This is a genomic window from Amycolatopsis sp. lyj-112 (assembly GCF_046549055.1).
Lineage (GTDB): Bacteria > Actinomycetota > Actinomycetes > Mycobacteriales > Pseudonocardiaceae > Amycolatopsis.
This window is the reverse complement of the sequence record NZ_JAJPWS010000001.1, coordinates 749,861-773,530: the sequence shown is the minus strand read 5'-3', so window position 1 is coordinate 773,530 and position 23,670 is coordinate 749,861. Positions and strand designations below refer to the sequence as shown.

Sequence of the window (23,670 nt, the reverse complement as noted above, 5' to 3'; positions counted from 1 at the left end):
CCTCTAGTGGCCCGGCCGCTTTTCTCGCATTCTCGGTTATACGAACGAAAAGGTGAGAAACGAGGGGCATGGCAATGAAAGTGAAGAACTGGGCGGCAGGGACGATAATGGCGGCGGGCACACTGGCCGCGTGCGCGGTACCGAATCAGGGTACGGCGACACCCGCCGTCGTCGTGGCCGCTCCGCCGAGCACGATAGTGGTCCAGCCACCGGTGGTCGCGATCCCACCGCAGACGGTTTATGCCGCACCGCCGACGACGCACACGATCTATCCCGCACCCGCGCCCGTACCCGCGGTTCCGTTGGCGCAGACGGTGATCGCCTACTACGACGCGCTCAACCGGGGTGATTTCCCCACCGCGTGGAATCTCGGCGGGCAAAGGCTGGCCAAAGGCGGCACTCTCGCCTCCTACGCCAAGGGATTCGCGACTACGTCCTGGGCGGCTGTCACTGTGACAAGCGTGAGCGGGAAGACGGTGTACGTCGATCTTTCCGCCCGTCAGACCGATGGTTCGCTGCGGACTTTCTCCGGTTCCTACACCGTTTCCGGCGGCGCCATCACCGGGGCGAACATGAAACGAATCTCGTAAAACCGGATTCAGAGCGGGGTCAGCCGCGAGATCTTCCAGCGGCCGTCGATCCGGACCGCCGAAACGGACAGCTGGGCGACCGAAGACTGGGGGGCGCCGCCGGCCGTGGTGAGCGTCTGCTGGTCGAGGAACAGCAGGATCTCGGCCTGATCGCCCCGCAACGACGAGACGCCGAGCGACCGGACCGTCGTGGTCCGCACGAGCTTCTGTTCTTCGGCCCGCTTGCGCGCCGAAGCGAACTGGTCCCGGTACTGGCCGGTCGCGTCGCCGACGAGGACGTCGGCCGCTGCCCGTTCGGTCCGGGCGAGATTGCTGTAGTCGTAGGAGAAGACGGCCTTCACCCCGGCGCCGACCTGATCGGCGACCTCGGCCGTGGCGGCCTGGTCCACCATCGCCGCGTTGCCGTCCGAGCCCAGCGAAGACGCCTGGAGCCCGAACCACACGGCGCATCCGGTGGCCACCGCGATGATCGCGGCCAGGATCCGCGGTATCCGCGCCGTCATGACCCGGCCGCCTGCACCGCGCTGACCTTCCAGCCGTCCTCGACGCGCTGGTAGTCCACGGTCAGTCTGCTCACCTTGGGCGCAGCCGTCCCGCCGCCGGTGCTGACCTTCACGTCCAGCACGGCCATCAGCCGCGCCGTGCCGGCGACGGCGTCGAGTTCGGTGACCGCGGCCTGCTTGAGCTTGGCGGTCGCGACGGTCTTGCTCGTGGTCGCCCGGTCGATCTGGATCTTCCGGTCGCCGGTGAGGTCCTTGCCGAGCCGTCCGGTGGTGACTCCGAGCCAGCGGTCGACGTCGTGGGCGCCGCTGCGGTAGTCGATGGTGTTGAGCACTTCCAGCTGACCCGAGGCGGCGGCGAGGACGGCCTCCCGTTCCCGGCCGCGGGCCAGGCCCTCGTCCCCCGCGGCGCTCCACCACGACCAGCCGAACCAGGCGGCCGCGAGGACGGCCAACGCGGCGATAACGGTGAGAGCGCGCGTCAGCACTACTTGCCGCCCAGCAGCGAGCCCAGTCCGCCCGGCCCGGACCCGGTGAGCAGGCTCAGCACTCCGGGCAGCTGCGCGGATTCCGCCGCCTGCGCGGTCTGCTTCGGCCGCTCCGGGACGGCGGGCGGTTTCCCGGCGTAGGGGGCGTTCTGCGAGCCCCGCACGCCGGTGGGGCTTCCTGGCAGCTCGGCACAGTAGGCCTGCATGTTGACCGGTGCTTCGGTGAGATCGTTGGCGGGACGCTGTTTCGTGCCCTCATAGCCCTTGGTGCACGAGGCCGGGTCGAAGAAGTTGAACACCACGCCGAGATGCCCCGTGCCGTCGGGCGACGTCGACTTCGAGAACGCCGAGATGATCGGGTACGCGACGAGCAGTTCCTCGATCGCGTCCGTCCGGGCGGAGGTGATCTGGGCGGTGGTGAGCGCGTTCGCGAACAGCACCCCGAGGTCGGTCCCGGACACCGCGAGCACGTCGCTGATCTGGCGGCTCAGTTTCGGCGCCTCGTCGATCACCCGCCGCAGATCCGGGTCGGACGTCTTCAGCTGCGCGGCGATCGTCTTGAGCCCGCTGGAGAACTTCGTGATGTTGTCCGCCTGGCGCTGCTGCGTGTCCAGCACCGTCCGCGAGCTCGCCAGCAGGCCTTGGGTGTCGGGCAGGTACTGCGTCGCCGTCGCGGTGAGGGAACCGGTGCTGTCCAGCAGTTGCCGCAGATCCGGGCCGGCGTTCGCGAACGCCTCGTAGGTCTCGTCGACGACGGTCTTCAGCGACTCCGGCCGCACGCTCGACACCAGGTTGTCCAGATTGGACAGTACGGTGTCCGGCCCGAGCGGGATCGAGGTCCGGTCACGGGTGATGACCGAACCCTCGGCCAGGTACGGCCCGTTTTCGTGCAGGGGCAGCAGATCGACGTACTGCTCCCCCACCGCCGACCGGTTCGCGACCGCGGCCTTCGTGTCGGCGGGGATCTTCGGCGCGCCCGAATCGATGTCGAGGCCGACGTCGACGCCGTGTTCGGTGAGCGTCATCGACGCGACCTTGCCGACCGCGACACCGCGGTAGGCGACCTCGGCGTTGACAAAGATCCCGCCGGAGTCGACGAGTTGCGCCGTGACGAGGTAGCCCCGGGTGCCGAAGAGCCGGTCCAGGCCCGCGTACTTGCCGCCCGCGTAGACGACCGACACCACCGCGATGACGAGGAACGCCGCCAGCTGGATCTTGGTCTTGCGTGTGATCATCCGCCACCTCCCAGGATCGGCCCGAGAATCCCGCCGAGGACGCCGCCCAGCACGTCTCCGCCCTGCCCCTGCGGGGTCTGGGGAACCAGCGGGAGATCACCGGTGGGCAGCGGAAGCACCGGCGGGGCGGTGCCGTTGGTGAACGGGATCGCGCCGGGAGTGCCGGTCCCGTTCGCGCCGGGCAGCTGGATGATCGGCTGCGACGAGTTGTTCATGTTCTCCAGGAACGTGTCCAGGTTCAGGTCGATCTTGGCTTCCACGTTGGCGTAGTCACCCTTGATCACGTTGCCCGCGTAGTCCGGGAACGGGTAGGTGAGCAGGATCCGCAGCGCGGTCGGCAGGTCCTGGCCCGCCTCGGTCAGCTTCTTCAGGGTCGGCTGCAACGCGCGGAGGTTCGCCACCAGCTGGTCACCGCTCGCCTTGATCGTGTCGGTCGCGACGCCGGAAAGGGTGTTGAGCGACTGCAGCATGCCGACGAGCTGATCCCGTTGCTCGGTCACGATCTTGAGCCCCGGCGAAAGGTTGTCGAGCGCGTTCGTCAGGTTCTGTGTCTGGCCGACCAGGGTCTTGGACAGCCTGTCGAGGCCGTCGATGGCCCGCAGGATCTCGCCCTTGTGCCCGTCGAGTTCGGTGGCCAGCTTGTCCACATGCGACAGCAGCGCGCGGACCTCGGCCTCGTTGCCGGTGAGCGCCTCGTTCAGCTCGTGACTGATCTTCTGGATCTGCTCGACCCCGCCGCCGTTGAGCAGCAGGGAAAGCGCGCCGAGGACCTCTTCGACCTCGGGGTTGCGGTTCGTCCGGTCCAGCGGGATCTTCGCGCCCTCGGCGAGCGCCCCCTCGGGTTTGACCTCGGACGGCGCGTGCAGATCGACGAACTTCTCGCCCAGCAGGCTCGATTGCCGCAGTTCGGCGCGTGCGTTCGCGGGCAGCGCGATGTCGCCGTTGACGACCATGGTCACCCACGCCGAGCGGGTGTCCTGCGCGAGGTCGATCTTCTCGACCCGCCCGACCGGGACGTCGTTGACCTTCACACTCGCCTGCGGCACCAGGTCGAGCACGTCGGAGAACTGCGCCGAGAGCCGGTAAGGGTGCTCGCCGAGATCCGCGCCGCCGGGCAGCGGGGTGTTGTACAGCCCCGAAAACCCGCCGTCACTGCACGCGCTCAGCCCGAGTACCGCCACCAGCACTCCCGCCACCATCGGACGGCCGCGGCGCATCACTTCGGAATTCCCTTGGTCAGGACGTCCACCAGCGGGAGCGGCAGGGGCGGCAGTTCCCCGTTCTGCAGGGACGCCAGCACCTGCGGCACGGAGGGCAGTTTCAGCGTGCCGTCGAGGACGGGCGCGAGTTTCTTGCAGATGTTCCCCAGCGTGTCCGGGATCGGTTTGGGCGTACCCGCGCTGATCAGCCGGCAGACGGTCAGGATCGGCGGGTGGGTCAGCTCGTTGAGGTTGTCCCGCACGGCGATCGTGCCGGACGCCGCGTCGTAGGAGTTGATGAAGTTCGTCGCCCCGGTCGGCGCGATGTCGAGCACCTCGGCCAGCGACGCCCGCTGGTCCACGAGCACCTTGGTCAGCCCGGCCAGCTTGTCCACATTGGACGCGAGCAGGTCCTTGTTCTCCGCGACGAACTTCTCCACGTCGCCCATCGCCGTCGCGAGGGAGTTCAGCGCGGCGCCCACGTCCGCGGAATCCTCGGCCAGGAAACCGCTGACGTCGGCGGCGCGGCGGTAGAACTCGTTGAGCTGCTTGTCGCTGTCGGCCAGCGCGGTGGTGAACGAGTTCAGGTTCTGCACCGTGGTGAACAGATCGCCCTTCGACCCGTCCAACGTCTTGGCCAGTTCGGACAGCCGCGTCACCGTGGTGTTGAGGTTCTTCCCGTTCCCGCCGAGGTTCGCCGCGGCGGTGTCGAGCACCTCGGACAACGCGCCGTTCTTGTTGGCGCCGTTGGGTCCGAGGCTCGTGGAGAGTTTGTCCAGGCTCGTGTAGAGATCGTCGAGTTCGGCCGGGGTCGCCGTCTTCTCCTTGGCGATCACCGCGCCCGTGGCCATTTCGGGGCCGCTCTCGTAAGCCGGGGTCAGCTGCACGTACCGGTCGCTCACCAGGCTCGGCGAGACGACGACCGCGCCGGCGTCCGCCGGGATCGGGGTGCCGTCGTCGATCCGCATGTCGACACGGACCGCCTCGCCCTGCGGCGTGACGCCGGTGATCTCGCCGACCTTCACCCCGAGCACCCGTACCGACGAACCGGCGTAGAGCCCGACGGTCTTCCCGAAGTACGCGCTGACCCGCGTCCCGCCCGCGTCCTTGAACACCAGCCAAAGCCCGGCTGTCAGGATCAGCACGAGGATGCAGGCAAAGGCGACCCAGGTGTAGAGCGTGCGTCCTGTGCGCGTGTGGATGGTCATCGTCCGCCCACTCCCTGGTTCGGTGCGGCGATCGGCGGCGTGCAGCCCTCCGGGTTGACCTGGAAGGCGCCCGCGATGATCGTCGGCGGCAGCAGCCCGCACAGATAACCCTCGAACCAGCGCCCGTTCCCGGTCGCGTTGGCGCCGACCCGGGCGAACGGTGCCATCAGCTCGAGGCTGCGGCTGAGGTTGTCCTGGTTGCGCTGCAGCACATCGGTGACCTTGCCGAGTTTCTCCAGCGTCGGCTTCAGCTGTTGCCGGTTGTCGGCGACGAGCCCGGACAGCTGCGCCGAGACCTGTTGCGTGCCCTTGAGCAACGTGCTGATCGCGTCCTTCCGGTTCTGCAGTTCGGCGAGCAGCAGGTTGCCGTCGTCGAGGATCCGCTTCAGCTGGGCGTTGCGATCGGACAGCGTCCTCGACACCTTGCTGGTGTTGGACAACAGCGTCTTCAGATCGCTGTCGCGCGAGGAAACCGTCTGGGACAACGACGAAAGCCCGCTCAGTGCGTCCTTCAGGTACTGCGGGCTGTCTTTGAGCGCGTCGGAGAGCACGGTGAAACTCTGCGCCAGTTGTGCGGTGTCGATCGCGCCGACCGTGCCGGACAGCTGCTGGAACGCGTCCTGCAGTTCGAACGGCGTCCGCGTGCGGTCCAGCCCGATCACGGCGTTCGGATCCTGGTTCGCCTTGCCTTTCGGCGTGAGCGCCAGGAACTTCTCCCCCAGCAGCGTCTTGATCTCGATCGAGGCGGCGGTGCCGTCCCCGACCCGGACGCCGGAGACCCGGAACTTCACCAGCACCTTCTTGCCCGCCAGTTCGACCGAGCTGACCTGGCCGACCTTGACCCCGGCGACCTGGACCTCGTTGTCCGGCGAGAGCCCGGCCGACTCGCCGAAGTACGCCGAGTACGTCGTCCCGCTGCCGAACAACGGGATCCGGTCGGAGAAGTACGTCGTCATCACGGTCAACACGAGCAGGATCAGCGTCACAGCCCCGACCGCGGCCTGGTTGCGTTCCTTGAGCGGCTTCACGGCCCGCACCTCTCCGGTCGCTGCGTGCCGGGCAGCGGCGTGATCGGCAGTTCGATGTTGAGCGATTTGATGCCGATGCTGCCGGAGATCCCGCACAGGTAGTAGTTGAACCAGCTGCCGTAGCTCAGGGTCCTGGTGAACTTCTGCAGGTTGCCCGGCAGCACCTGCAGAAGATCGTCGATCAGCTGTTCCGAATCACCGAGATTCTGGGACAGGGCACCGAGTTGCGCGACGTCGTCCTTGAGCGCCGGCCGCGCGTCGGCGAGCAGCCCGGACGTCGCGACCGTGAGGTCACCCAAGGCCTTGACCGCTTCCCCGATCGGCTGCCGCTGTTCGGCCAGCCCGGTCACCAGCCGCTGGGTCTGATCGATCAGTTCGCCCAGCTGCGGCGAGCGCTTCTCGACCGTGCCGAGCACGGTGTTGAGATTCGCGATCACGTCGCCGATGATCTTGTCCTTGCCCGCGATGGCCGAAGTGACCGACGCGGTGTGCGCGAGCAGGCTGGTGATCGTGCCGCCCTCGCCCTGGAAGACCTGGATGATCTCGTAGGAAAGCTTGTTGACGTCCTCCGGGTTCAGCGCGCGGAAGAGCGGCTTGAACCCGTTGAAGAGCACGGTCAGGTTCAGCGCCGGCCTGGTCCGCTCGGGCGGGATGATCCCGCCTTGCGGCAACGACTTCTCGTCGCCGATGTCGGTACCCAGCGAGAGATACCGCTGCCCGACCAGGTTCCGGTACTTGATGGTCGCGGTCACCGAAGCCGGCAACCGGTGCGAGGTCTGAATGTCGAAGTGGACTTGGGCGAAGTTCCGTTCGCCCTCTTCGACGTCGATCTTGCCGACCTGCCCGACCTTCACGCCGACGATGCGGACGTCGTCGCCTTCCTTGAGCCCGGAGGCGTCGGTGAACTTGGCCGTGTAGCCGGAGGTCTCGCCGAAGTTCGTGTTCGCGATCGTGGCGCCGAGGATGGCGGTGAGGAGCACGGTGACCACGGCGAAGATGAGGATCTTGACCAGATCGGGGACGAAGGATCTCATCGGAGTTCCACCTCCCTCGCGGATTCGGTGGCTGCCGTGGCTGCTGCCGCTCCGCTGGCGGGCCGCGCGTGTTGCGAAAGCCACTTTCGCAACGTTGAAGGTTGCGAAAGTGGCTTTCGCAACCTCGGCTGAGCAGGCGCCGACGTGAAGGAGCTCATCGGAGTTCCACCTCCGCGCCGCGGTACAGCGGCCCGACGAGCAGGCTGCCCCAGTTCGGCACCTGATCCGGCGTCGTGCCCATGGCCGGCGACACGAGCAGGTCGATCAGCTGCTGTTCGTCCGGCGTGTTCACCACCGAACCTCCCGCTCCCCCGCCGGAGGGCAGGGTGCCGTCCGGATCGCGCGGCGGCGCGGGTTTGGACGAACCGTCGTCGATCGCGCCGTCCGGCGGGTACTGCGGCCAGCGTCCCGGCGTCGGCACCTGCGGGTAGCAGCGCGGGCCGCGTTTGTCGTTGTACTGGGGCTCGTCGACGCCGGGCAGGTACTTGCCGCGGCTCGGGGTGAACTCGATGGTCACCCGGCTGACCTCGGGATGCGCGGTGCCCTTGCCGAACGCGAGTTCCGCGCGCGGCACCGATTCGGCCAGTTGCTTGAGCAGACAGGGGTACTCGGGCGCGTACTTCGCGAGGACGTCCAAAGTGGGCTGCAGATTCGTGGTGAGGCGGATCAGGTTGTCCTGGTTGACCTTCAGGAAGCTCGTGAGGTCGATCGAGGCCGCGGTCACCGTCGAATAGAGGTCGGCGAGGCCTCGCTGGTTCTCGACCAGGGTCTTGCTGGTGGTGGTCAGATCCGACAGTGCGGCCAGCAGATCCGGCGCGGCCTTGTCGTAGATCGAGGCGGCGTTGGCCAGTCCGGTGATGTCGGCCTTCAGGTCCGGCAGGGACGGGTTCACCTTGCCGAGGTAGTCCGAAAGCCCCGCCAGCGTCTCGCCGAGCCGTTTGCCTTGACCGTCCAAAGCGGACGAGACGGCGTTCAGCGTGCTGGCCATCTTCTCCGGCTGTACCGCCTGCAGCAACGGCATCACGTTGCTGAGCACGGTTTCCAGTTCGATCGCCGCACTGGTGCGATCCTGCGGGATGACGTCGCCCTCGCCGATGTGCCGTTCCGCCTTCTCGGGTATCTGCAAGGCGACATAGCGTTCACCGAACAACGTCTTCGGCAGCAGCCGCGCGGACACGTTGGCGGGGATGACCGACGTCTTGTCCGGCTGCAGCGCCAGTTCCATCGTCGCGTGGTCGCCGCGGGCCTGGATCGTCCGCACCTCGCCGACGACCATCCCGCGCACCTTGACGTCCGCGCCTTCCCGCATCTGGTTGCCGATACGGTCGGTCTCCAGCTTCACCAGCGTCACCGTGGTGAAGGCCTTCTCGTAGAAGGCGATCGTGGTGACGAAGAACAGCGCGACGACCACGAGGAAGATCAGGCCCAGCACCTGGTGCCGGAGCCGCTGCAGCAGAATTCCCCTGTTCACCCGGAAATCCTCACCGTCGTCGACGCGCCCCAGATCGCGAGGCTCAGGAAGAAGTCGAGCACCGAGATCAGCACGATCGCCGTCCGCACCGCGCGGCCCACCGCGACGCCGACCCCGGCGGGCCCACCGCTGGCGGTATAGCCGTAGTAGCAATGGGAAAGAATGACGAGCACGCTGAAGATGATCACCTTGAGGAACGACCACAGCACGTCTTCGGGCGGCAAGAAGAGCGTGAAGTAGTGGTCGTAGGTGCCCGCGGACTGGCCGTAGAGCCAGATGGTGATCTGCCGTGAGGCGAGGTAGGACGAGAGCAGGCCGACGGCGTAGAGCGGGATGACCGCGGTGACGCCGGCGATCACCCGGGTCGTCACGAGGTAGGGCATGCTCGGCACGCCCATCACCTCGAGCGCGTCGATCTCGTCGGAGATCCGCATCGCGCCCAGCTGCGCGGTGAACCCGCAGCCGACGGTGGCCGAAAGCGCGAGCCCGGCCGAAAGCGGCGCGACCTCGCGGGTGTTGAAGTAGGCCGAGATGAACCCGGTCAGCGCGGCGGTGCCGAGCTGGTTCAGCGCCGAATAGCCCTGCAGGCCGACGATCAGGCCGGTGAACAGGGTCATCCCGATCATCACGCCGAGCGTCCCGCCGATCACCGCGAGCGCGCCGGTGCCGAAGCTGACTTCGGTCAGCAGGCGGAAGATCTCGCGGCCGTAGCGCCGGATCGTGCGCGGTGTCCAGGCCAGCGCCCGGAAGTAGAACGAGAGCTGCCGCCCGAATCCCTCCAGGCTCGCGCCCGGGCGCGCGATGATTTCAAGCGTCCGGTCCGAAACCGGGTTGTCGGGGGGTGCGGCTTTCATGTCACATCGCCTTCGGCGGCACGATCCGCAGGTAGATGGCGGTGAGCACGACGTTGATCAGGAACAGCAGCAGGAACGTGATCACGACGGCCTGGTTCACCGCGTCGCCGACGCCCTTCGGCCCACCGGCCGGGTTCAGCCCGCGGAAGGCCGCGACCACCCCGGCGACGAAGCCGTACAACAGCGCCTTGATCTCACTGACCCACAGATCCGGTACCTGGGCCAGCGCGTTGAAGCTCGCGAGGTACGCGCCCGGGGTACCGCCCTGCATGACGACGTTGAAGAAGTAACCGCCGAGCACGCCGACGACGCTGACCAAACCGTTCAGCAGCACCGAAACCACGATGGCGGCCAGGACACGGGGCACGATCAGGCGCTGGATCGGGTTGACCCCGAGCACCTCCATCGCGTCGATCTCTTCGCGGATCTTGCGGGCGCCGATGTCGGCGCAGACCGCGCTGCCGCCCGCGCCCGCCACCAGCAGCGCGGTGATCAGCGGGCTGGCCTGCTGCACGATCGCGAGCGCGCTCGCCGCGCCGGTGAACGACTGCGCGCCGATCTGCTGGGTCAGCGAACCCAGCTGCAGCGCGATGACCGCGCCGAACGGGATCGCCACCAGTGCCGTCGGCAGAATGGTGACGCTGGCGAAGAACCAGCATTGCTGGATCCATTCGCGGAACTGGAACGGGCGCTTGAAGATCGCGCGCAGGACTTCCCACGACAAGGTCGCGAGCCTGCCGACCTGTGTGAGCGCACCCGTACCCGGGACAGACGCCGTCGCTCCCACAGAACCTCCCAGTCAGCTGCCCGGAGTCTTACTCCACCCGCCGACGCCCCATTGCGTTAGCGGTGTTCACTTTGCTCTCGGCACCTCCGCGCTAGAACTTGAGTGCGTGTGTGGCCGTCGCACCGCCGTCGGCGACGAACTCCGCGCCGGTGCTGTACGAACTGTCGTCACTGGCCAGGAACAACACGAGTTTCGCGATGTCCTCCGGCTGCCCGACGCGGCCGAGCGCGACCTTCTTGCCCACCCACGACATGTCGACTTTCTGCCCGCCCGCCGCGGCGGCGACCATCGGGGTGTCGATCGCGCCGGGGTGCACGGAGTTGACCCGGATGTTCTTCGCGCCCAGTTCGAGCGCCGCGACCTTGGTCATCCCGCGGATCGCGAACTTGCTCGCGGTGTAGGCGACGAGATACGGCATCCCGGCGAGCCCTTCCACAGAGGACACGTTGACGATGGAGCCGCCACCGGCCCCGGTCATCGGTTCAACGACCGAACGCATGCCGAGAAACGCCCCGATCTGATTGACCCGGATGACGCGTTCGTAGTCGGCGAGCGTGGTCTTGCCGAGTTCGGAGAAATGCAGGATCCCGGCGTTGTTGACCAGCACCGTCGGCGGTCCGAACTCGGTGAGCGTGCGCTGGATCGCGGCGTCCCAGTCGGCTTCGTCGCCGACGTCGAGATGCTGGTAGACGGCGGCTTCCCCGAGATCGGCGGCGAGTTTCTTGCCGTCGAGGTCGTTGATGTCGGCGATCACCACACGCGCGCCCTCGGCGACGAACAGCCGCGCGGCCGCCTCGCCCTGACCGCGGGCGCCACCGGTGATCAGGGCTACCTTGCCATCGAGCCTGCCCACTACGTCATCTCCTCGGTTCACGGCAGTGACATGATCTCGGAAGCGGAGAACATCCGGTCCTGGTCGCGATCGGCGAAGTAGCCGCCCACGTTCGTGACGAGTTCTTCGGCGGTCCACGTGCCGTTGACGGTGTCGAACCGCTGCTCCACCGACGGCGGCCGCATCAGCGCGACCATCCCGCCGTAGACGAGGAACACCTGGCCGTTGATCCGGTCGGCTTCGGGCGTGCAGAGGAACGAGACGAACGGCGCGACGTGGTCGACCGAAAGCGGGTCGAGACCTTCCGGCGCTTCGGCGCCGAAGACGGCCTCGGTCATCGCGGTGCGGGCACGCGGGCAGATCGCGTTGGCGCGAACGCCGTAGCGGGACAGCCCGCGCGCGGTGGAGACGGTGAGCGCGGCGATCCCGGCCTTGGCCGCCCCGTAGTTGGGCTGGCCGGCGGCGCCGAGCAGGAACGACTCCGACGCGGTGTTGACCACCCGGCCGTACACCGGCGCGCCGTCCACTTTGGACTTTTCACGCCAGTACGCCCCGGCGTTGCGGGAAAGCAGGAAATGCCCGCGCAGGTGGACGCCGAGCACGGTGTCCCATTCCTCGTCGGACATCGAGAACAGCATCCGGTCCCGGAGCACGCCCGCGTTGTTGACCAGGATGTGCAGGCCGCCGAAGTGGTCGACGGCGGCCGCGAGCAGCGCGTCCGCGGTCGAGGACTCCGACACGTCGCCGGTGACCGCGACGGCCTTGCCGCCCCCGGCCTCGATCTCGTCGGCCACCGTCTGCGCGGCGGCGGAGACGTCGTTGACCACCACCGACGCGCCCGCCGCGGCCAGCGCCAGCGCTTCCGCCCGGCCGAGTCCCGCACCGGCACCGGTGACGATGGCCGTCTTGCCGTCCAGGCTCACTCCAGGCCTCCTCGCCTCTCGGACACACAGCGTCATCCGACACACTAGAATCTGTTCTCGTTTCAGGCAAGGGCTGAATAAACGGCGCTAACCACGCATGAGCAGGGCATTTTTCGGACAGCTCGCCACAGCTTGAGTAACACGTTCTACCTGATTCTGCGGAATTTCCGCGGAGGTGACGACCAGCTCCTCCTCGTCGTCGAGATCGAAGACCTCGGGCGCGAAGCCGACACAGATCGCGTTCGCCTCGCAGAGCTCGCGATCGACGTCGATCTCCATATTCCCTCCTTCCCGTCACACCTGGTACAACTAGAACAGGTTCTACCCTACCGCCGCGAGCGGCCATGGCACCAGTAACGAGCATCGACGGCAGAGGTGACGGATGCGGATCGACTACACGCCGGAGCAACGCGCACTGGCCGGGGAGCTACGGGAGTACTTCGCCGGGCTGATGACCCCCGAACGCCGGGAGGCCCTCGCGGGCGACGGCGGCGAGTACGGCGACGGCCTGGTGTACAAGGAAATCGTCCGCGACCTGGGCAGCTCGGGCTGGCTCGCGCTCGGCTGGCCGCGCGAGTACGGCGGCCAGGACCGGCCGATGCTCGACCAGCTCATCTTCACCGACGAGGCGGCCGCGGCCGGCGTTCCCGTCCCGTTCCTCACGGTGAACACCGTCGGGCCCACGATCATGCGCTACGGCACCGAAGAACAGAAGGCGTTCTACCTGCCGAAGATCGCCGCCGGCGAACTGCACTTCGCGATCGGCTACTCCGAGCCGGGCGCGGGCACCGACCTGGCGTCGCTGCGCACCCGCGCGGTCCACGACGGCGACGACTACGTGGTCAACGGCCAGAAGATGTGGACGAGCCTGATCGAGTACGCCGACTACATCTGGCTGGCCGTCCGCACCGATCCCGAGGCCCGCAAGCACAAGGGCCTGAGCATGCTGATCGTGCCGACGTCGGCGCCCGGGTTCTCCTGGACGAAGGTGCACACCGTCGCCGGGCCCGGGACGAGCGCGACCTACTACGACGACGTCCGCGTGCCGGTGACCTCCCGGGTCGCCGGGGAGAACGAGGGCTGGCCGCTCATCACCAACCAGCTCAACCGCGAACGCGTCGCGCTGACCTCGGCCGCGCCGATCCAGACGTCGTTGCGGGACGTGCGGACGTGGGCGCAGGCGACCAAGCTGCCCGACGGCTCCCGGGTGATCGACGTGCCGTGGGTGCGGCTGCACCTGGCCCGGATCCACACCCACGCGGAGTACCTGAAGCTGCGGAACTGGCGGATCGCCTGGGCGGCCGCGAGCAGCGACCTCGGCCCGGCGGAGGCGTCGGCGACCAAGGTGTTCGGCACGGAGTTCGCCGTCGAGGCCTACCGGCTGATGATGGAGATCCTCGGCGCGGGCGCCGTCGTCCGCGAGGGCTCCCCCGGCGCGCTGCTGCGAGGGCGGGTCGAACGGCTGCACCGGTCCTCACTGATCCTCACCTTCGGCGGCGGTACCAACGAGATCCAGCGGGACATGATCGCCGCGACCGCCCTCGGCCTGCCCGTCACGCGCTAGGAGGATTGATGGACTTCACGCTCACTGAGGCGCAGACGGACCTCGCGTCGCTCACGCGCCGGATCCTGACGGACAAGGTCACCCCCGACGTACTGGGGCCGCACGGTTCCGGCGGGTTCGACGCTCCACTGTGGACAGCCCTGGCGCAGGCCGGGGTGGTCGACGCGGCGCTGCCCCAGAAGGTCGGCGGCGGCGGTTTCGGACTGTTGGAACAGTGTTCCGTGCTGGCCGAGATCGGCCGCGCGGTCGCGCCGGTCCCCTATCTGACGTCGGTCGTCATGGGCGCGGCGGCCGTCGCCGAGTTCGGGGACGGGCGGCTGGCCGAACGCTGGGTGGTCCCGGTGCTGCGCGGCGACCACGTCCTCGCGGTGGCGCTGCCGGACTACGGCGTGCCGTGCGGGTTCACCGCCGAGGCCGACGGCGACGGCTGGCGGCTGACCGGCGCGCAGACCGCCGTGCCTTCGGGCGCGTTCGCGCACGGTTTCCTCGTCGAGGCCGCCCTCGACGGCGGTCGTCAGGTGTTCCTGCTCGACCGGGACTCGGTGACCGTCTCACCGCAACGAACCGTCGACCACGCCGACGCGGCACTCGTCGAACTTCCCGGCACGAAGTCGTCCGTGTCCCTGGGCGACATCGGCGAATGGCTGCGCCTACGGGGCACGATCGGCGTCTGCGCGCAGCAGCTCGGCGTCGTCGAACGCGCACTGGAACTGACCGCGGCCTACGCGCGGGAACGGAAGCAGTTCGGCCACCTCATCGGGAGTTTCCAGGCGGTACGGCAGCGGCTCGCCGACGCCTATGTCGACGTCGAGGCCGTGAGGCTGACGCTGTGGCAGGCAGCCTGGCGGCTGAGCGAAGGACTGCCGGCGGCCGAGGAGGTCGCGACGGCGAAGTTCTGGGCGGCCGAGGCCGGGCACCGTGTCGCGCATACCGCCGTGCACGTCCACGGCGGGGTGGGCATCGACGTCGATCACACGCTGCACCGCTACTTCGTCGCGGCGAAACGGCTCGAGTTCGCCTTGGGCGGCGCGACCGTGCAGGCGCGGGGGCTCGGCGACCTGCTGGCCGCGGACCCGGCATGACCCCCACGGTCACGGAACTCCTGCTCGCGCGGGCGGAGGACCCGTCGACCGGGCTGCTGTTCGAAGACCGGCGCTGGTCGTGGGCCGAACACGTCCAGGCCTGCGCCGGCCACGCCGCCGCGCTGACCGCGATGCTGCGTCCCGGCGGGCATTTCGGGCTGCTGGCGGACAACATCCCCGAGTTCTCGTTCCTGCTCGGCGGCGCGGCGTTCTCGGGGCACGTCCTGGTCGGCCTGAACCCGACGCGCCGGGGTGCCGCACTGGCCCGCGACGTCGCGCTGGCCGACTGCGAAATCGTGCTCGCCGAAGACCACTACTTCCCGCTGCTCTCCGACGTCGAGGTGCCGGTGCTGCGGCTGAGCGACTTCGCCCCGCTGCGAGAGGCCGTCGTGCCCGTTCCCGCAACGCCCGAAAGCCTGCTGATGCTGATCTTCACCTCCGGAACCAGCGGCGATCCGAAGGCCGTCCGTTGCACACACGGGAAAGTCGCCTTCCCCGGCGCCATGCTGGCGGACCGCTTCGGCCTGTCCACAGAGGACACGGCGTACGTGTCGATGCCCATGTTCCACTCCAACGCCGTGATGGCGGGCTGGTCGGTGGGGCTCGCCTCGGGCGCGGCTATCGCGCTGCGACGGCGCTTCTCGGCCTCGGGGTTCCTTCCGGACGTCCGGAAATTCGGTGCGACCTATGCCAACTACGTCGGCAAGCCACTGTCCTATGTGCTCACGACACCCGCTCAGGACGACGATGCCGACAACTCGCTGAAACTGGTCTACGGCAACGAAGGCGCGGAGGCCGATCTCACCACATTCGCCGCGCGGTTCGGTTGTCACGTGGTCGACGCGTTCGGTTCGACCGAGGGCGGCGTGAACTTCGGCCGGGACGCCACCACACCGGCCGGCTCGCTCGGCCGTCTGCTCGACGGCGTCGCCGTACTCGATCCGGAGACCGGGAAACCCTGCCCTCCAGGGGAATTCGACGACGCCGGGAAACTGCTCAACGCCGCCGAGGCGGTCGGCGAACTGGTGAACACCGGCGGCGCGGGCTTCTTCGCCGGGTACTACGGCGATCCCGGCGCCGAGGCCGAACGCATGCGCGACGGGATGTACCACACCGGAGACCTCGCCTACCTCGACGCGGACGGCCACTGCTACTTCGCCGGGCGTCTCGGCGATTGGCTGCGCGTCGACGGCGAAAACCTCGGCACCGCCCCGATCGAACGCGCACTCGCCCGGCATCCGGCCGTCAGCGAGGCGGCGGTGTACGGCGTGCCGGACCCCCGCGTGGGTGATCAGGTGATGGCCGCGCTGGTCTGCCGCACCCCGCTGGATCCTGCCGAGTTCGCGGCTTTCGTGGTGGCGCAAGGTGATCTCGGGCCGAAGCAGTGGCCTCGGTACGTGCGGGTGGTCGAGGAACTGCCGCGGACGGCGACGCACAAGGTGCTCAAACGGGAACTGGCGGCGGAAGGCGTGAGCGGTCAGGTGTGGGAGCCGGGGTACTGACCCTCAGGCGATCCCAGGGTCAGGACCGGTGATCTTCCCGATGTTCCGGCGCCGCCCCGGTCCTACGTTCGGTCCATGACCAAAATCCCCACCCTGCGCCGGATCGGCGTCCTCGCCGCGGTGCTCTCCCTGCCCGCCGCACTCGCCGCACCGTCGGCGTCCGCGGCGCCCGTCCGCTTCGGTCTCACCCCGCCGACCGGCCCGTACCCGGTCGGGAGCACCGACCTGCATCTCGTCGACCAGAGCCGTCAGGACCCGTGGATCCCCGGCCTCACCCGGGAACTGATGATCACCGTGCGCTACCCGGCGCTGCCGGGCGGGAAGCCGAAGGCGCCGTACATGGCGCCAGGTGTCGCGAAGGTGGTCGCCGAGGGCGACGCCGTCAAACTCGGTATCGGTGCTGATCAGCTCGATTACCGCTTCCCCACCAACGCGCGGAGCGGCGCCCACGCGATCGGCGGACGGCGGCCCGTGGTGCTGTACTCGCCCGGCGCCACCTTGTCCCGTTCGCACGGCACGACGCAGATGGAACAGCTCGCGAGCGAGGGATACGTCGTGGTGTCCGTCGATCACACCCACGAGGCCGAAGCGGTCGAGTTCCCCGGCGGCCGGGTCGAGAAGAAAACCCTGCCGCCGTCGAGCATCGAGGTCTCCCGGCAGGTGATCGCCACCCGCGTCCAGGACACCCGGTTCGTCCTCGACTCGCTGGAAACGCTGACCCGCGGCGGAAATCCGGACGCCGAGAAGCGGAAGCTCCCGGCCGGGCTCGCCGGATCGCTCGACCTTTCGCGGGTGGGAATGTTCGGCCATTCCGGCGGCGGCTTCACCGCCGGTGAGACGATGGTGACCGACCGGCGCATCGACGCCGGAGCCGACCTGGACGGCAGCATGGCTCACTCGCAGTCGCAAAGGATCTTCGGCCGCGTCGCCGACGAAGGACTGGACCGGCCGTTCCTCTTGATGAGCGCCGGTGACCACAGTGGCGCCACCGACGCGTCCTGGCAGGAGTTCCTGAAGAACCACCGCGGCCCGCTCCAGCAGGTGCACCTGGCCGACGGCGAGCACTTCAGCTACACCGACTACCAGACCTTGTTGCCGCAACTGGGTATCGCCCCGCCCTCGTTCATCGGAACGATGGATCCCGCGAAGAACGTCGCCACCCAGCGCGCTCAGCTCTCCGCGTTCTTCGACAAGTACCTTCGTCAGCGAAGCAGGGACGCGACCAGCGTGTCCTTGAGCCACGTTTCGTAGTCGTCCTGGCTCCAGCCGGCCTCGGTGACGAGGTCGGCGTGGACGCCGGCGCCCATCAACGCGACGGCGATGTCGGCGGCCCTGGGGACCACCTCCCGGCCGCTCCGCCGGACGCGGCCGACCACCATCTCGATCCCGAGGCGGTTGCGTCGATCGCCTTCGGCGCGCGTCGCGGCGATGTCCGGATCGACGGCGGCACCGGAGGCCAGCATCGTGACGATGTCACCGCAGCGCTCCCGGACCTGACGGGCGACCGCGGCCAGCAGTCCGAGCAGCACGACCGGGTCGTCGGTGCGCTGCGCCTCGACGACGAGGTCGGGGATCCCGGCCTCGTCGTCGAGGAGGTCGACGAGCCCGCCGAGAACACCGGCCTTCGAGCCGAAGTGGGCGTAGATCGTCTGCGGCGACACCCCGGCTTCCTGGGCGATGAGGCGGATCGGGGTCCGCGCGTACCCGCGCTCGGCGAACAGCCCGCGGGCCGCGGTCAGGATCGTGCGCAGCGTCAGCGCCTCGCGCCGGTCACGCAACCGGACGACGCCGGGAAGGTCGGCGGACATGTAAACTCCTCGAAAGTCGGAACGTTGTTCTAATTATTGGATCGATGTCCCAGGGAAGGATAGCGATGACCACCGAGGAGATCATCACCGAACTCGAACGCGCCTGGAACGGCGGCGACGGGGAGGCGTGGGCGGCGAACTTCACCGAGGACGCGGACTTCGTCGACGTCGTCGGCCGGATCCAGCGCGGCCGCGCGACCATCGCGCGGGAAAGCCAGAACATCTTCGACACCATCTACCGGGGCAGCACGCTGCGGATCCGCCAGGTGTCGAGCCGCCCGCTCGGGGGCGGTATCGACCTCGTGCACACCGCGACCGTGCTGTCGGTCCCGGCGGGTCCCCGCGCCGGAGAAACGCGCGCGGTGCAGTCGAAACTCATCCGGGATGGGAAGATCGTCGCGTTCCACAACACGATCCGGGCCGATATCGCGGCGTTCGTCGACCACAACACCGCTCTGGCCGCCCGATCCCCCCAGGAGTGGGATTCCTGACCGGTTTACCTGCGCCTGACCTGGCAAGCGCGCTGTTCTCAGGACGTGAAGGCCTCCTTGCCTACCTTGAGCGTAGGTATGGAGGCCTTCACGGCATTGATGCGCGGACAGTGCTGGGGGTCGTGAGTGATTCGGGTCGTTAGAACGACCCAAATCACTCACGACAACCCGACCCGGACCACGCGTGACCTGGGATGTCGCGGCCAGGTCACGAACGCTCGTCGCCGTGCTTCCCCATCCTCAAAGAGCGGCGTTGATCGGCCGCAGCCGTCGCGGCCCGGTGTCGGGCCGCGACGGCGGCGGGCCGAGCACGACCCGGGCGTTGGCGACGAAGGCGCCGTCCGGCGAGGCCAGGATCGGGTCCAGGGTCATCGAGCGGATCTCGGGGTTGTCCTCGGCCAGCGCCGCGACGCGCAGCACGATGTCCTGCAGCGCGGCCAGATCCGCCGGTTCGTCGCCGCGGTACCCGGTGAGCAGCGGCGAGGTCCGCGGTTCGCGCAGCAGGGTCGCGGCGTCGACGTCGGTGAGCGGCACGGCCCGGTAGGCCCGGTCGCCCAGCAGCGTGCTGACCAGCCCGGAGAGCCCGAACGACACCAGCGTGCCGAACGACGGATCGTCCTGGAGGCCGATCACGCACGAGAGGCCCTTGGGCGCCATCCGCTGGACGTAGACGTCGTCGTCGCCGGAGATCTCGCACAGGTCCAGGTACGCCCGGCGCACGCCGTCCGCGGAGGACAGATCGAGGCGGACCCCGGCGAGGTCCGGCCTGCCGCGCAGCCGTTCGTCGACGGCCTTGAGGGTGACCGGGAAGCCGAGCTTCTCGGCAGCTTTCACCGCATCGTCCACAGAGGACACGACACGAAACGGGACGACGTCGATGCCGTAGCAGGCCAGGAAACGGACCACGTCGTCGTCGGACAGCAGCGTCGCCTTGCCGTCCTCGGCGGACAGTAGTTCGCTGACGATCACCTGTGCCTGCTCGACATGCAGTCCCCCGGGCCGCACCAGATTGCCCTGCGGGCGCTGCCGCCAGGCGGCGTAGCGCACGACCCGCGCGAGCGCGTTCACCGCGCGTTCGGGACTCGGATACGACGGGACCGAACCCCGTGTCGGCGCCCCGTCCTCGGACAGCACGGCCAGTTCGTCCGGCACGCCCTCGACGGCGAGGAAGGTCGAGACGATCGGCTTGTCCTTCGCCATCTCGACGACGGCCTCGCGCAGGGCGCGGGCATAGGCGGTGCCAGGAATCGCGAGCGGTGGCACGAAGACCACGACCATCGCGTCGGTTTCCGGCGAGTTGAGGGCCTCCCGCACGGCCGCGGCGAACTCTTCCGGGCCCGCCTGCGGCCCGACGTCGACAGGGTCGAAGGCCAGCCTCAGACCCTGAGCCCGTGCGGTGTCGGCGGCCAGCAGCCCGATGGCGCTGGAGTTGCCGACGATGCCGATCCGCGGCCCGGCGGGCAACGGCTGGTGGGCGAAGACCAGCGCGGTGTCGAAGAGTTGCGCGAGCGTGTCGACGCGGACGACACCCGCCTGCTCGAACAGGGCCTGCACGCTGGCCTCGTCGACCTCCGCCGACGTGGCGGCGAGCTGCGGTCGGACCGCGTGCCTGCCGGATTTCACCGCCACCACCGGTTTCGTCCGCGCCAGCCGCCGGGCCAGGCGGGCGAACTTGCGCGGGTTGCCGAACGATTCCAGGTACAGCAGGACAAGATCGGTCGCCGGGTCGGTTTCCCAGTACTGCAGGAGGTCGTTGCCGGAGACGTCGGCGCGGTTACCCGCCGAAACGAACGTCGAAAGGCCGAGGCCGCGAGACTCGGCGTCGGCGAGGATCGCGGTGCCGAGCGCGCCGGACTGGCAGAAGAAGCCGGTGCGGCCACGGGCCGGCAGGCGCGGCGCGAGGGTCGCGTTCAGCCGGACCGAGGCGTCGGTGTTGAGCACGCCCAGCGCGTTCGGGCCGACCACGCGCATACCGTGCGCCCTGGCCTCCCCGACCAGCCGCAGTTCGGCGTGCAGCCCGTGCGGGCCCGCCTCGGCGAAGCCGCCCGAGACGATCAGGAGCGTCTTGACCCCCTTGGCCAGCGCACCGTCCAAAACGGACTCGACGGCTTCTGCGGGAACGGCGACCAGTGCGAGGTCGACGTCCTCGGGAATGTCCACAACGGACGGATAGGCGCGGACGCCGCGGACGGACTTGTGCTCCGGGTTGACCGGGTAGACCGTGCCGGCGAAATCGGCGCTCAGCAGGTTGGTGAGGGCGACGTAACCGATCTTCGTCGGATCGGTGGACGCGCCGATCACCGCGACCGTTTTCGGATGCAGCAGGTTGTGCACGCTGCGCGCCTCGGCGGCCTGCTCCCGGGAGCGGGCGACCGCGAGCGAATCCTCGGTCGGGTCGATGTCGAACTCCAGGTGCAGCACGCCTTCCTCGATCTCGCGGCTGACCTGGTAGCCGGCGTCACGGAACACCCGGACCATCCCCGCGTTCTCCGCGAGGACTTCCGCGACGAACCGGCGCAGCCCGGATTCCGAAGCGGCGGCCGCCAGATGTTCCAGCAGGATCGACCCGATCCCGCGGCCCTGGTGGGCGTCGTCGACGACGAACGCGACCTCGGCCGAAGGCCCGTGATCGAGCCGTTCGTAGCGACCGACCGCCAGGATGTCGTCACCCAGCAACGCGACGAAGGCGACCCTGTCGTGGTGATCGACGACGGAGAAGCGTTCGAGGTCCCGCTGCGGGATGCGCGGATAGGCGCCGAAGTACCGGAAGTACCGGGTGCGCTCGGACAGCCGCCCGTGGAACGCGACGAGGTCGTCGGCGTCGCTGGGGATGATCGGGCGCAGGTGGACCGTGCCGCCGTCGGAGAGCAGGAGGTCGGCCTCCCACTCGCGCGGGTAGTCGTACGGGTCGCGGTTCCCGGTGGTCCCGGGGTCCTCACTGGCCATTGTCAGTCCCTCGGATCGTCCGGATCGAGGCCGTGCAGGGGGAAGATCGCGCGGCGGGTTTCGCGGATGGCGATGTCGACCGGGTCGTCCGCGCCGTCTCCCCACGGGGTGAACGCGGTGTCGCGGTCATCGGACATCCGGGGCGGGATCTCGGCGTTCGGCGCCGCCCGGGAGATCGAGGCGACCCAGTTCGGCGGCAACGCCGTCGCCGGCTCGACGTCGCGGTCGAGCACGGTGGCGAGCAGGTGGGTCCACGACCGGGGCACCACGCGGATCAGCTGGTAGCCACCGCCGCCCACGGCGAGCCAGCGGCCGTCCGTATGCGCCTCGGCGAGTTCACGCAGCCTGCGGTAGATGGCGCGGTGGCCGTCGACCGAGAGCGAAAGGTCGGCCAGCGGATCCTCTTCGTGCGAGTCGACCCCGCACTGGGTGACCAGGATCTGCGGCCGGAACTGGCTCAGCAGCGACGGCACCACGGCGTCGAACGCCCGCAGCCAGCTGCCATCGCGGGTACCGGGCGGCAGCGGCAGGTTGACCGCGGTCCCCTCGGCGCCACCCTTGCCGATCTCCGCCGAGTGGCCCGTGCCCGGCCACAACGTGAACGGGTGCTGGTGCAGGGAAACGGTCAGCACCCGGGGATCGTCGTAGAACGCCGCCTGTACCCCGTCGCCGTGGTGCACGTCGGTGTCGAGGTAGGCGATGCGGTCGAACCCGTGGTCCAGCAGCCACGAGATCGCCACCGAGCAGTCGTTGTAGACGCAGAACCCCGACGCCCGGTCGGGCATCGCGTGGTGCAGCCCGCCGGCGATGTTCACCGCGCGGGTCACCTCGCCGTCGGCGATCTTGCGCGCCGCCAGCAACGTCGAGCCGACGACCAGCGCCGAAGCCTCGTGCATCCCGCTGAACACCGGGTTGTCCTCGGTGCCGAGCCCGTGCGCGAGATCGGCACCGGTCATCGGCGCCTGCCGGACGGCTTCGAGGTACTCGCCGATGTGGACGCGGCGCAGTTCTTCGTCACCGGCCGCACTGGGGACGAGCAGTTCGACGCCGTCGAGCACGCCGAGTTCGGTGGCGAGGCGGATGGTCAGCTCGAGCCGCACCGGGTTGAACGGATGCTCGCCGCCGAGGTCGTAACCCAGCAGCGAGGAGTCCCATACAACGGCCGGTGCTCGCATGGTCCGAACTCTAGTGCCCGGAAGCGGCTCGTGCCCCGTCCCCGGCGGCCGGCAGGTCAGCCGGGCAGGTCCCCGGTGGCCACCGGGCGCTCCGGATCGCGGGACCAGTGCGACCACGAACCCGGGTACAGCGCCACCGGCTCGGGGTGGCCCGCGACCTCGAGCGCGAGGACGACGGAGGAGGCGGTGACGCCGGATCCACAGTAGACACCGACCGGGGTCTCCGCATCCACGCCGAGCCCTTCGAAGCGCTCGGCCAGTTCCGAGGCGTCACGCCAACGGCCGTCTTCCCCGAGATGCCCGGAGAAGGGCGCGTTGACCGCGCCCGGGATATGCCCGGCGCGCGGGTCGATCGGCTCGACCTCGCCCGCGTACCTCGGCTTGGCCCTGGCGTCGAAGAGCAGTCCTTCCCTGGCGAGCGCGGCGGCCTCGGCCGCCTCCAGCACCGGCATTCCGCCGGGGCGCACGACGATGTCGCCTTCCTCCGGCGCGGGGACCTCCCCGGTGAGCGGAAGTCCTTCCTCGCCCCAGGCGGCGATCCCGCCGTCCAGCACGGCGACCTCGGCGTGCCCGGCCCAGCGCAGCAGCCACCAGGCGCGGGCCGCGACCGAACCGTCGGAGTCGTCGTAGACCACCACCGGGTGACCGGCGCGCACCCCGGCCGCCCGCAGATGCCGCTGCAGCGTCTCCGGGTCGGGAAGCGGGTGACGGCCACCATCGCCCGGCTCACCGGCGAGCGCGGTGTCGAGGTCGACGTACACCGCTCCCGGAAGATGGGCCTCACGGTAGGAGTCGGCGCCGGGCGGGCCGGCGAGCCGCCAGCGGACGTCGAGGACTACGGAGCGTGCCGAATCCGGCCCGGAGAGCAGCGCGGCTAGCTCGGTGGTGGCGATCATGGGGCGCATGCGCCCATCCTCCCGCTCTCCCTGGCTCCGCGCCCAGCATGGAGGACT

23 protein-coding genes are annotated in these 23,670 nt (G+C 69.0%); 6 read left to right on the top strand and 17 right to left on the bottom strand.

Annotated elements, in window-relative coordinates:
- The first annotated feature begins 68 nt into the window (after window positions 1–68).
- On the top strand, window positions 69–590 hold the full coding sequence (locus tag ACLJRL_RS03695; RefSeq protein ID WP_410654549.1) for a hypothetical protein: 522 nt from the start codon (window positions 69–71) through the stop codon (window positions 588–590).
- A gap of 8 nt (window positions 591–598) precedes the next feature.
- On the opposite strand, the gene ACLJRL_RS03690 is transcribed toward ACLJRL_RS03695, so the two are convergent.
- The 13 genes from ACLJRL_RS03690 to ACLJRL_RS03630 form a co-directional block, all read right to left on the bottom strand.
- A complete protein-coding gene (locus ACLJRL_RS03690) occupies window positions 599–1,093 on the bottom strand; it encodes a hypothetical protein (protein ID WP_410654548.1) in 495 nt (164 codons plus the stop codon).
- A complete protein-coding gene (locus ACLJRL_RS03685; protein ID WP_410654547.1) occupies window positions 1,090–1,578 on the bottom strand; it encodes a hypothetical protein in 489 nt (162 codons plus the stop codon). Before ACLJRL_RS03685 ends, ACLJRL_RS03690 begins: the two co-directional genes overlap by 4 nt.
- Window positions 1,578–2,813, bottom strand: coding sequence for an MCE family protein (locus ACLJRL_RS03680; protein ID WP_410654546.1), 1,236 nt, complete (start codon window positions 2,811–2,813; stop codon window positions 1,578–1,580). The genes ACLJRL_RS03685 and ACLJRL_RS03680 overlap by 1 nt, the downstream gene beginning before the upstream one ends.
- Window positions 2,810–4,030, bottom strand: a complete 1,221-nt coding sequence (locus ACLJRL_RS03675; RefSeq protein WP_410654545.1) for an MCE family protein — start codon at window positions 4,028–4,030, stop codon at window positions 2,810–2,812. Before ACLJRL_RS03675 ends, ACLJRL_RS03680 begins: the two co-directional genes overlap by 4 nt.
- Window positions 4,030–5,220 carry an MCE family protein gene (locus ACLJRL_RS03670; RefSeq protein ID WP_410654544.1) on the bottom strand — a complete coding sequence of 397 codons (1,191 nt, stop codon included), beginning with the start codon at window positions 5,218–5,220 and terminating at the stop codon, window positions 4,030–4,032. The genes ACLJRL_RS03675 and ACLJRL_RS03670 overlap by 1 nt, the downstream gene beginning before the upstream one ends.
- On the bottom strand, window positions 5,217–6,248 hold the full coding sequence (locus ACLJRL_RS03665) for an MCE family protein (RefSeq protein WP_410654543.1): 1,032 nt from the start codon (window positions 6,246–6,248) through the stop codon (window positions 5,217–5,219). Before ACLJRL_RS03665 ends, ACLJRL_RS03670 begins: the two co-directional genes overlap by 4 nt.
- Window positions 6,245–7,282, bottom strand: coding sequence for an MCE family protein (locus ACLJRL_RS03660; protein WP_410654542.1), 1,038 nt, complete (start codon window positions 7,280–7,282; stop codon window positions 6,245–6,247). Before ACLJRL_RS03660 ends, ACLJRL_RS03665 begins: the two co-directional genes overlap by 4 nt.
- A gap of 154 nt (window positions 7,283–7,436) precedes the next feature.
- A complete protein-coding gene (locus tag ACLJRL_RS03655; RefSeq protein ID WP_410654541.1) occupies window positions 7,437–8,753 on the bottom strand; it encodes an MCE family protein in 1,317 nt (438 codons plus the stop codon).
- Window positions 8,750–9,607 carry an MlaE family ABC transporter permease gene (locus ACLJRL_RS03650; RefSeq protein ID WP_410654540.1) on the bottom strand — a complete coding sequence of 286 codons (858 nt, stop codon included), beginning with the start codon at window positions 9,605–9,607 and terminating at the stop codon, window positions 8,750–8,752. The genes ACLJRL_RS03655 and ACLJRL_RS03650 overlap by 4 nt, the downstream gene beginning before the upstream one ends.
- 1 nt (window position 9,608) lies before the next feature.
- Window positions 9,609–10,394: an MlaE family ABC transporter permease gene (locus ACLJRL_RS03645; protein ID WP_410654539.1), complete on the bottom strand. Its 786-nt coding sequence runs from the start codon at window positions 10,392–10,394 to the stop codon at window positions 9,609–9,611.
- A 91-nt stretch (window positions 10,395–10,485) separates the two neighbouring features.
- Window positions 10,486–11,247, bottom strand: coding sequence for a glucose 1-dehydrogenase (locus ACLJRL_RS03640; protein WP_410654538.1), 762 nt, complete (start codon window positions 11,245–11,247; stop codon window positions 10,486–10,488).
- Window positions 11,248–11,264: 17 nt separating this feature from the next.
- Window positions 11,265–12,149 (bottom strand): 3-oxoacyl-ACP reductase, encoded by an 885-nt coding sequence (locus tag ACLJRL_RS03635; protein WP_410654537.1) that lies wholly within the window; start codon window positions 12,147–12,149, stop codon window positions 11,265–11,267.
- 87 nt (window positions 12,150–12,236) lie between these two features.
- Window positions 12,237–12,428: a ferredoxin gene (locus tag ACLJRL_RS03630; protein ID WP_410654536.1), complete on the bottom strand. Its 192-nt coding sequence runs from the start codon at window positions 12,426–12,428 to the stop codon at window positions 12,237–12,239.
- A gap of 103 nt (window positions 12,429–12,531) precedes the next feature.
- On the opposite strand from ACLJRL_RS03630, the gene ACLJRL_RS03625 reads away from it, so the two are divergent.
- The 4 genes from ACLJRL_RS03625 (at window position 12,532) to ACLJRL_RS03610 (ending at window position 17,548) form a co-directional block, all read left to right on the top strand.
- On the top strand, window positions 12,532–13,713 hold the full coding sequence (locus tag ACLJRL_RS03625; protein WP_410654535.1) for an acyl-CoA dehydrogenase family protein: 1,182 nt from the start codon (window positions 12,532–12,534) through the stop codon (window positions 13,711–13,713).
- Window positions 13,714–13,721: 8 nt separating this feature from the next.
- The gene (locus ACLJRL_RS03620; protein ID WP_410654534.1) at window positions 13,722–14,795 is read left to right on the top strand and encodes an acyl-CoA dehydrogenase family protein; all 1,074 of its coding nucleotides are present in this window, start codon (window positions 13,722–13,724) and stop codon (window positions 14,793–14,795) included.
- Complete coding sequence (locus tag ACLJRL_RS03615) at window positions 14,792–16,297, top strand: long-chain-fatty-acid--CoA ligase (RefSeq protein ID WP_410654533.1); 1,506 nt, start codon at window positions 14,792–14,794, stop codon at window positions 16,295–16,297. The genes ACLJRL_RS03620 and ACLJRL_RS03615 overlap by 4 nt, the downstream gene beginning before the upstream one ends.
- A 75-nt stretch (window positions 16,298–16,372) precedes the next feature.
- A complete protein-coding gene (locus ACLJRL_RS03610) occupies window positions 16,373–17,548 on the top strand; it encodes an alpha/beta hydrolase family protein (protein WP_410654532.1) in 1,176 nt (391 codons plus the stop codon).
- On the opposite strand, the gene ACLJRL_RS03605 is transcribed toward ACLJRL_RS03610, so the two are convergent.
- Window positions 17,500–18,105, bottom strand: coding sequence for a TetR/AcrR family transcriptional regulator (locus ACLJRL_RS03605; RefSeq protein WP_410654531.1), 606 nt, complete (start codon window positions 18,103–18,105; stop codon window positions 17,500–17,502). The two genes, ACLJRL_RS03610 and ACLJRL_RS03605, sit on opposite strands and share 49 nt — an antisense overlap.
- 65 nt (window positions 18,106–18,170) lie before the next feature.
- On the opposite strand from ACLJRL_RS03605, the gene ACLJRL_RS03600 reads away from it, so the two are divergent.
- A complete protein-coding gene (locus ACLJRL_RS03600) occupies window positions 18,171–18,596 on the top strand; it encodes an SgcJ/EcaC family oxidoreductase (RefSeq protein ID WP_410654530.1) in 426 nt (141 codons plus the stop codon).
- A gap of 240 nt (window positions 18,597–18,836) precedes the next feature.
- Here the strand turns inward: ACLJRL_RS03600 and ACLJRL_RS03595 are convergent, their stop codons facing one another.
- From ACLJRL_RS03595 to ACLJRL_RS03585, 3 genes are read right to left on the bottom strand one after another with little or no spacing between them, the layout of a single operon-like run.
- A complete protein-coding gene (locus ACLJRL_RS03595) occupies window positions 18,837–21,542 on the bottom strand; it encodes a GNAT family N-acetyltransferase (RefSeq protein WP_410654529.1) in 2,706 nt (901 codons plus the stop codon).
- 2 nt (window positions 21,543–21,544) lie between these two features.
- Window positions 21,545–22,717 (bottom strand): acetoin utilization protein AcuC, encoded by a 1,173-nt coding sequence (locus ACLJRL_RS03590; protein ID WP_410654528.1) that lies wholly within the window; start codon window positions 22,715–22,717, stop codon window positions 21,545–21,547.
- A 56-nt stretch (window positions 22,718–22,773) separates the two neighbouring features.
- Window positions 22,774–23,622, bottom strand: a complete 849-nt coding sequence (locus ACLJRL_RS03585) for a sulfurtransferase (RefSeq protein ID WP_410654527.1) — start codon at window positions 23,620–23,622, stop codon at window positions 22,774–22,776.
- Window positions 23,623–23,670 lie beyond the last annotated feature (48 nt).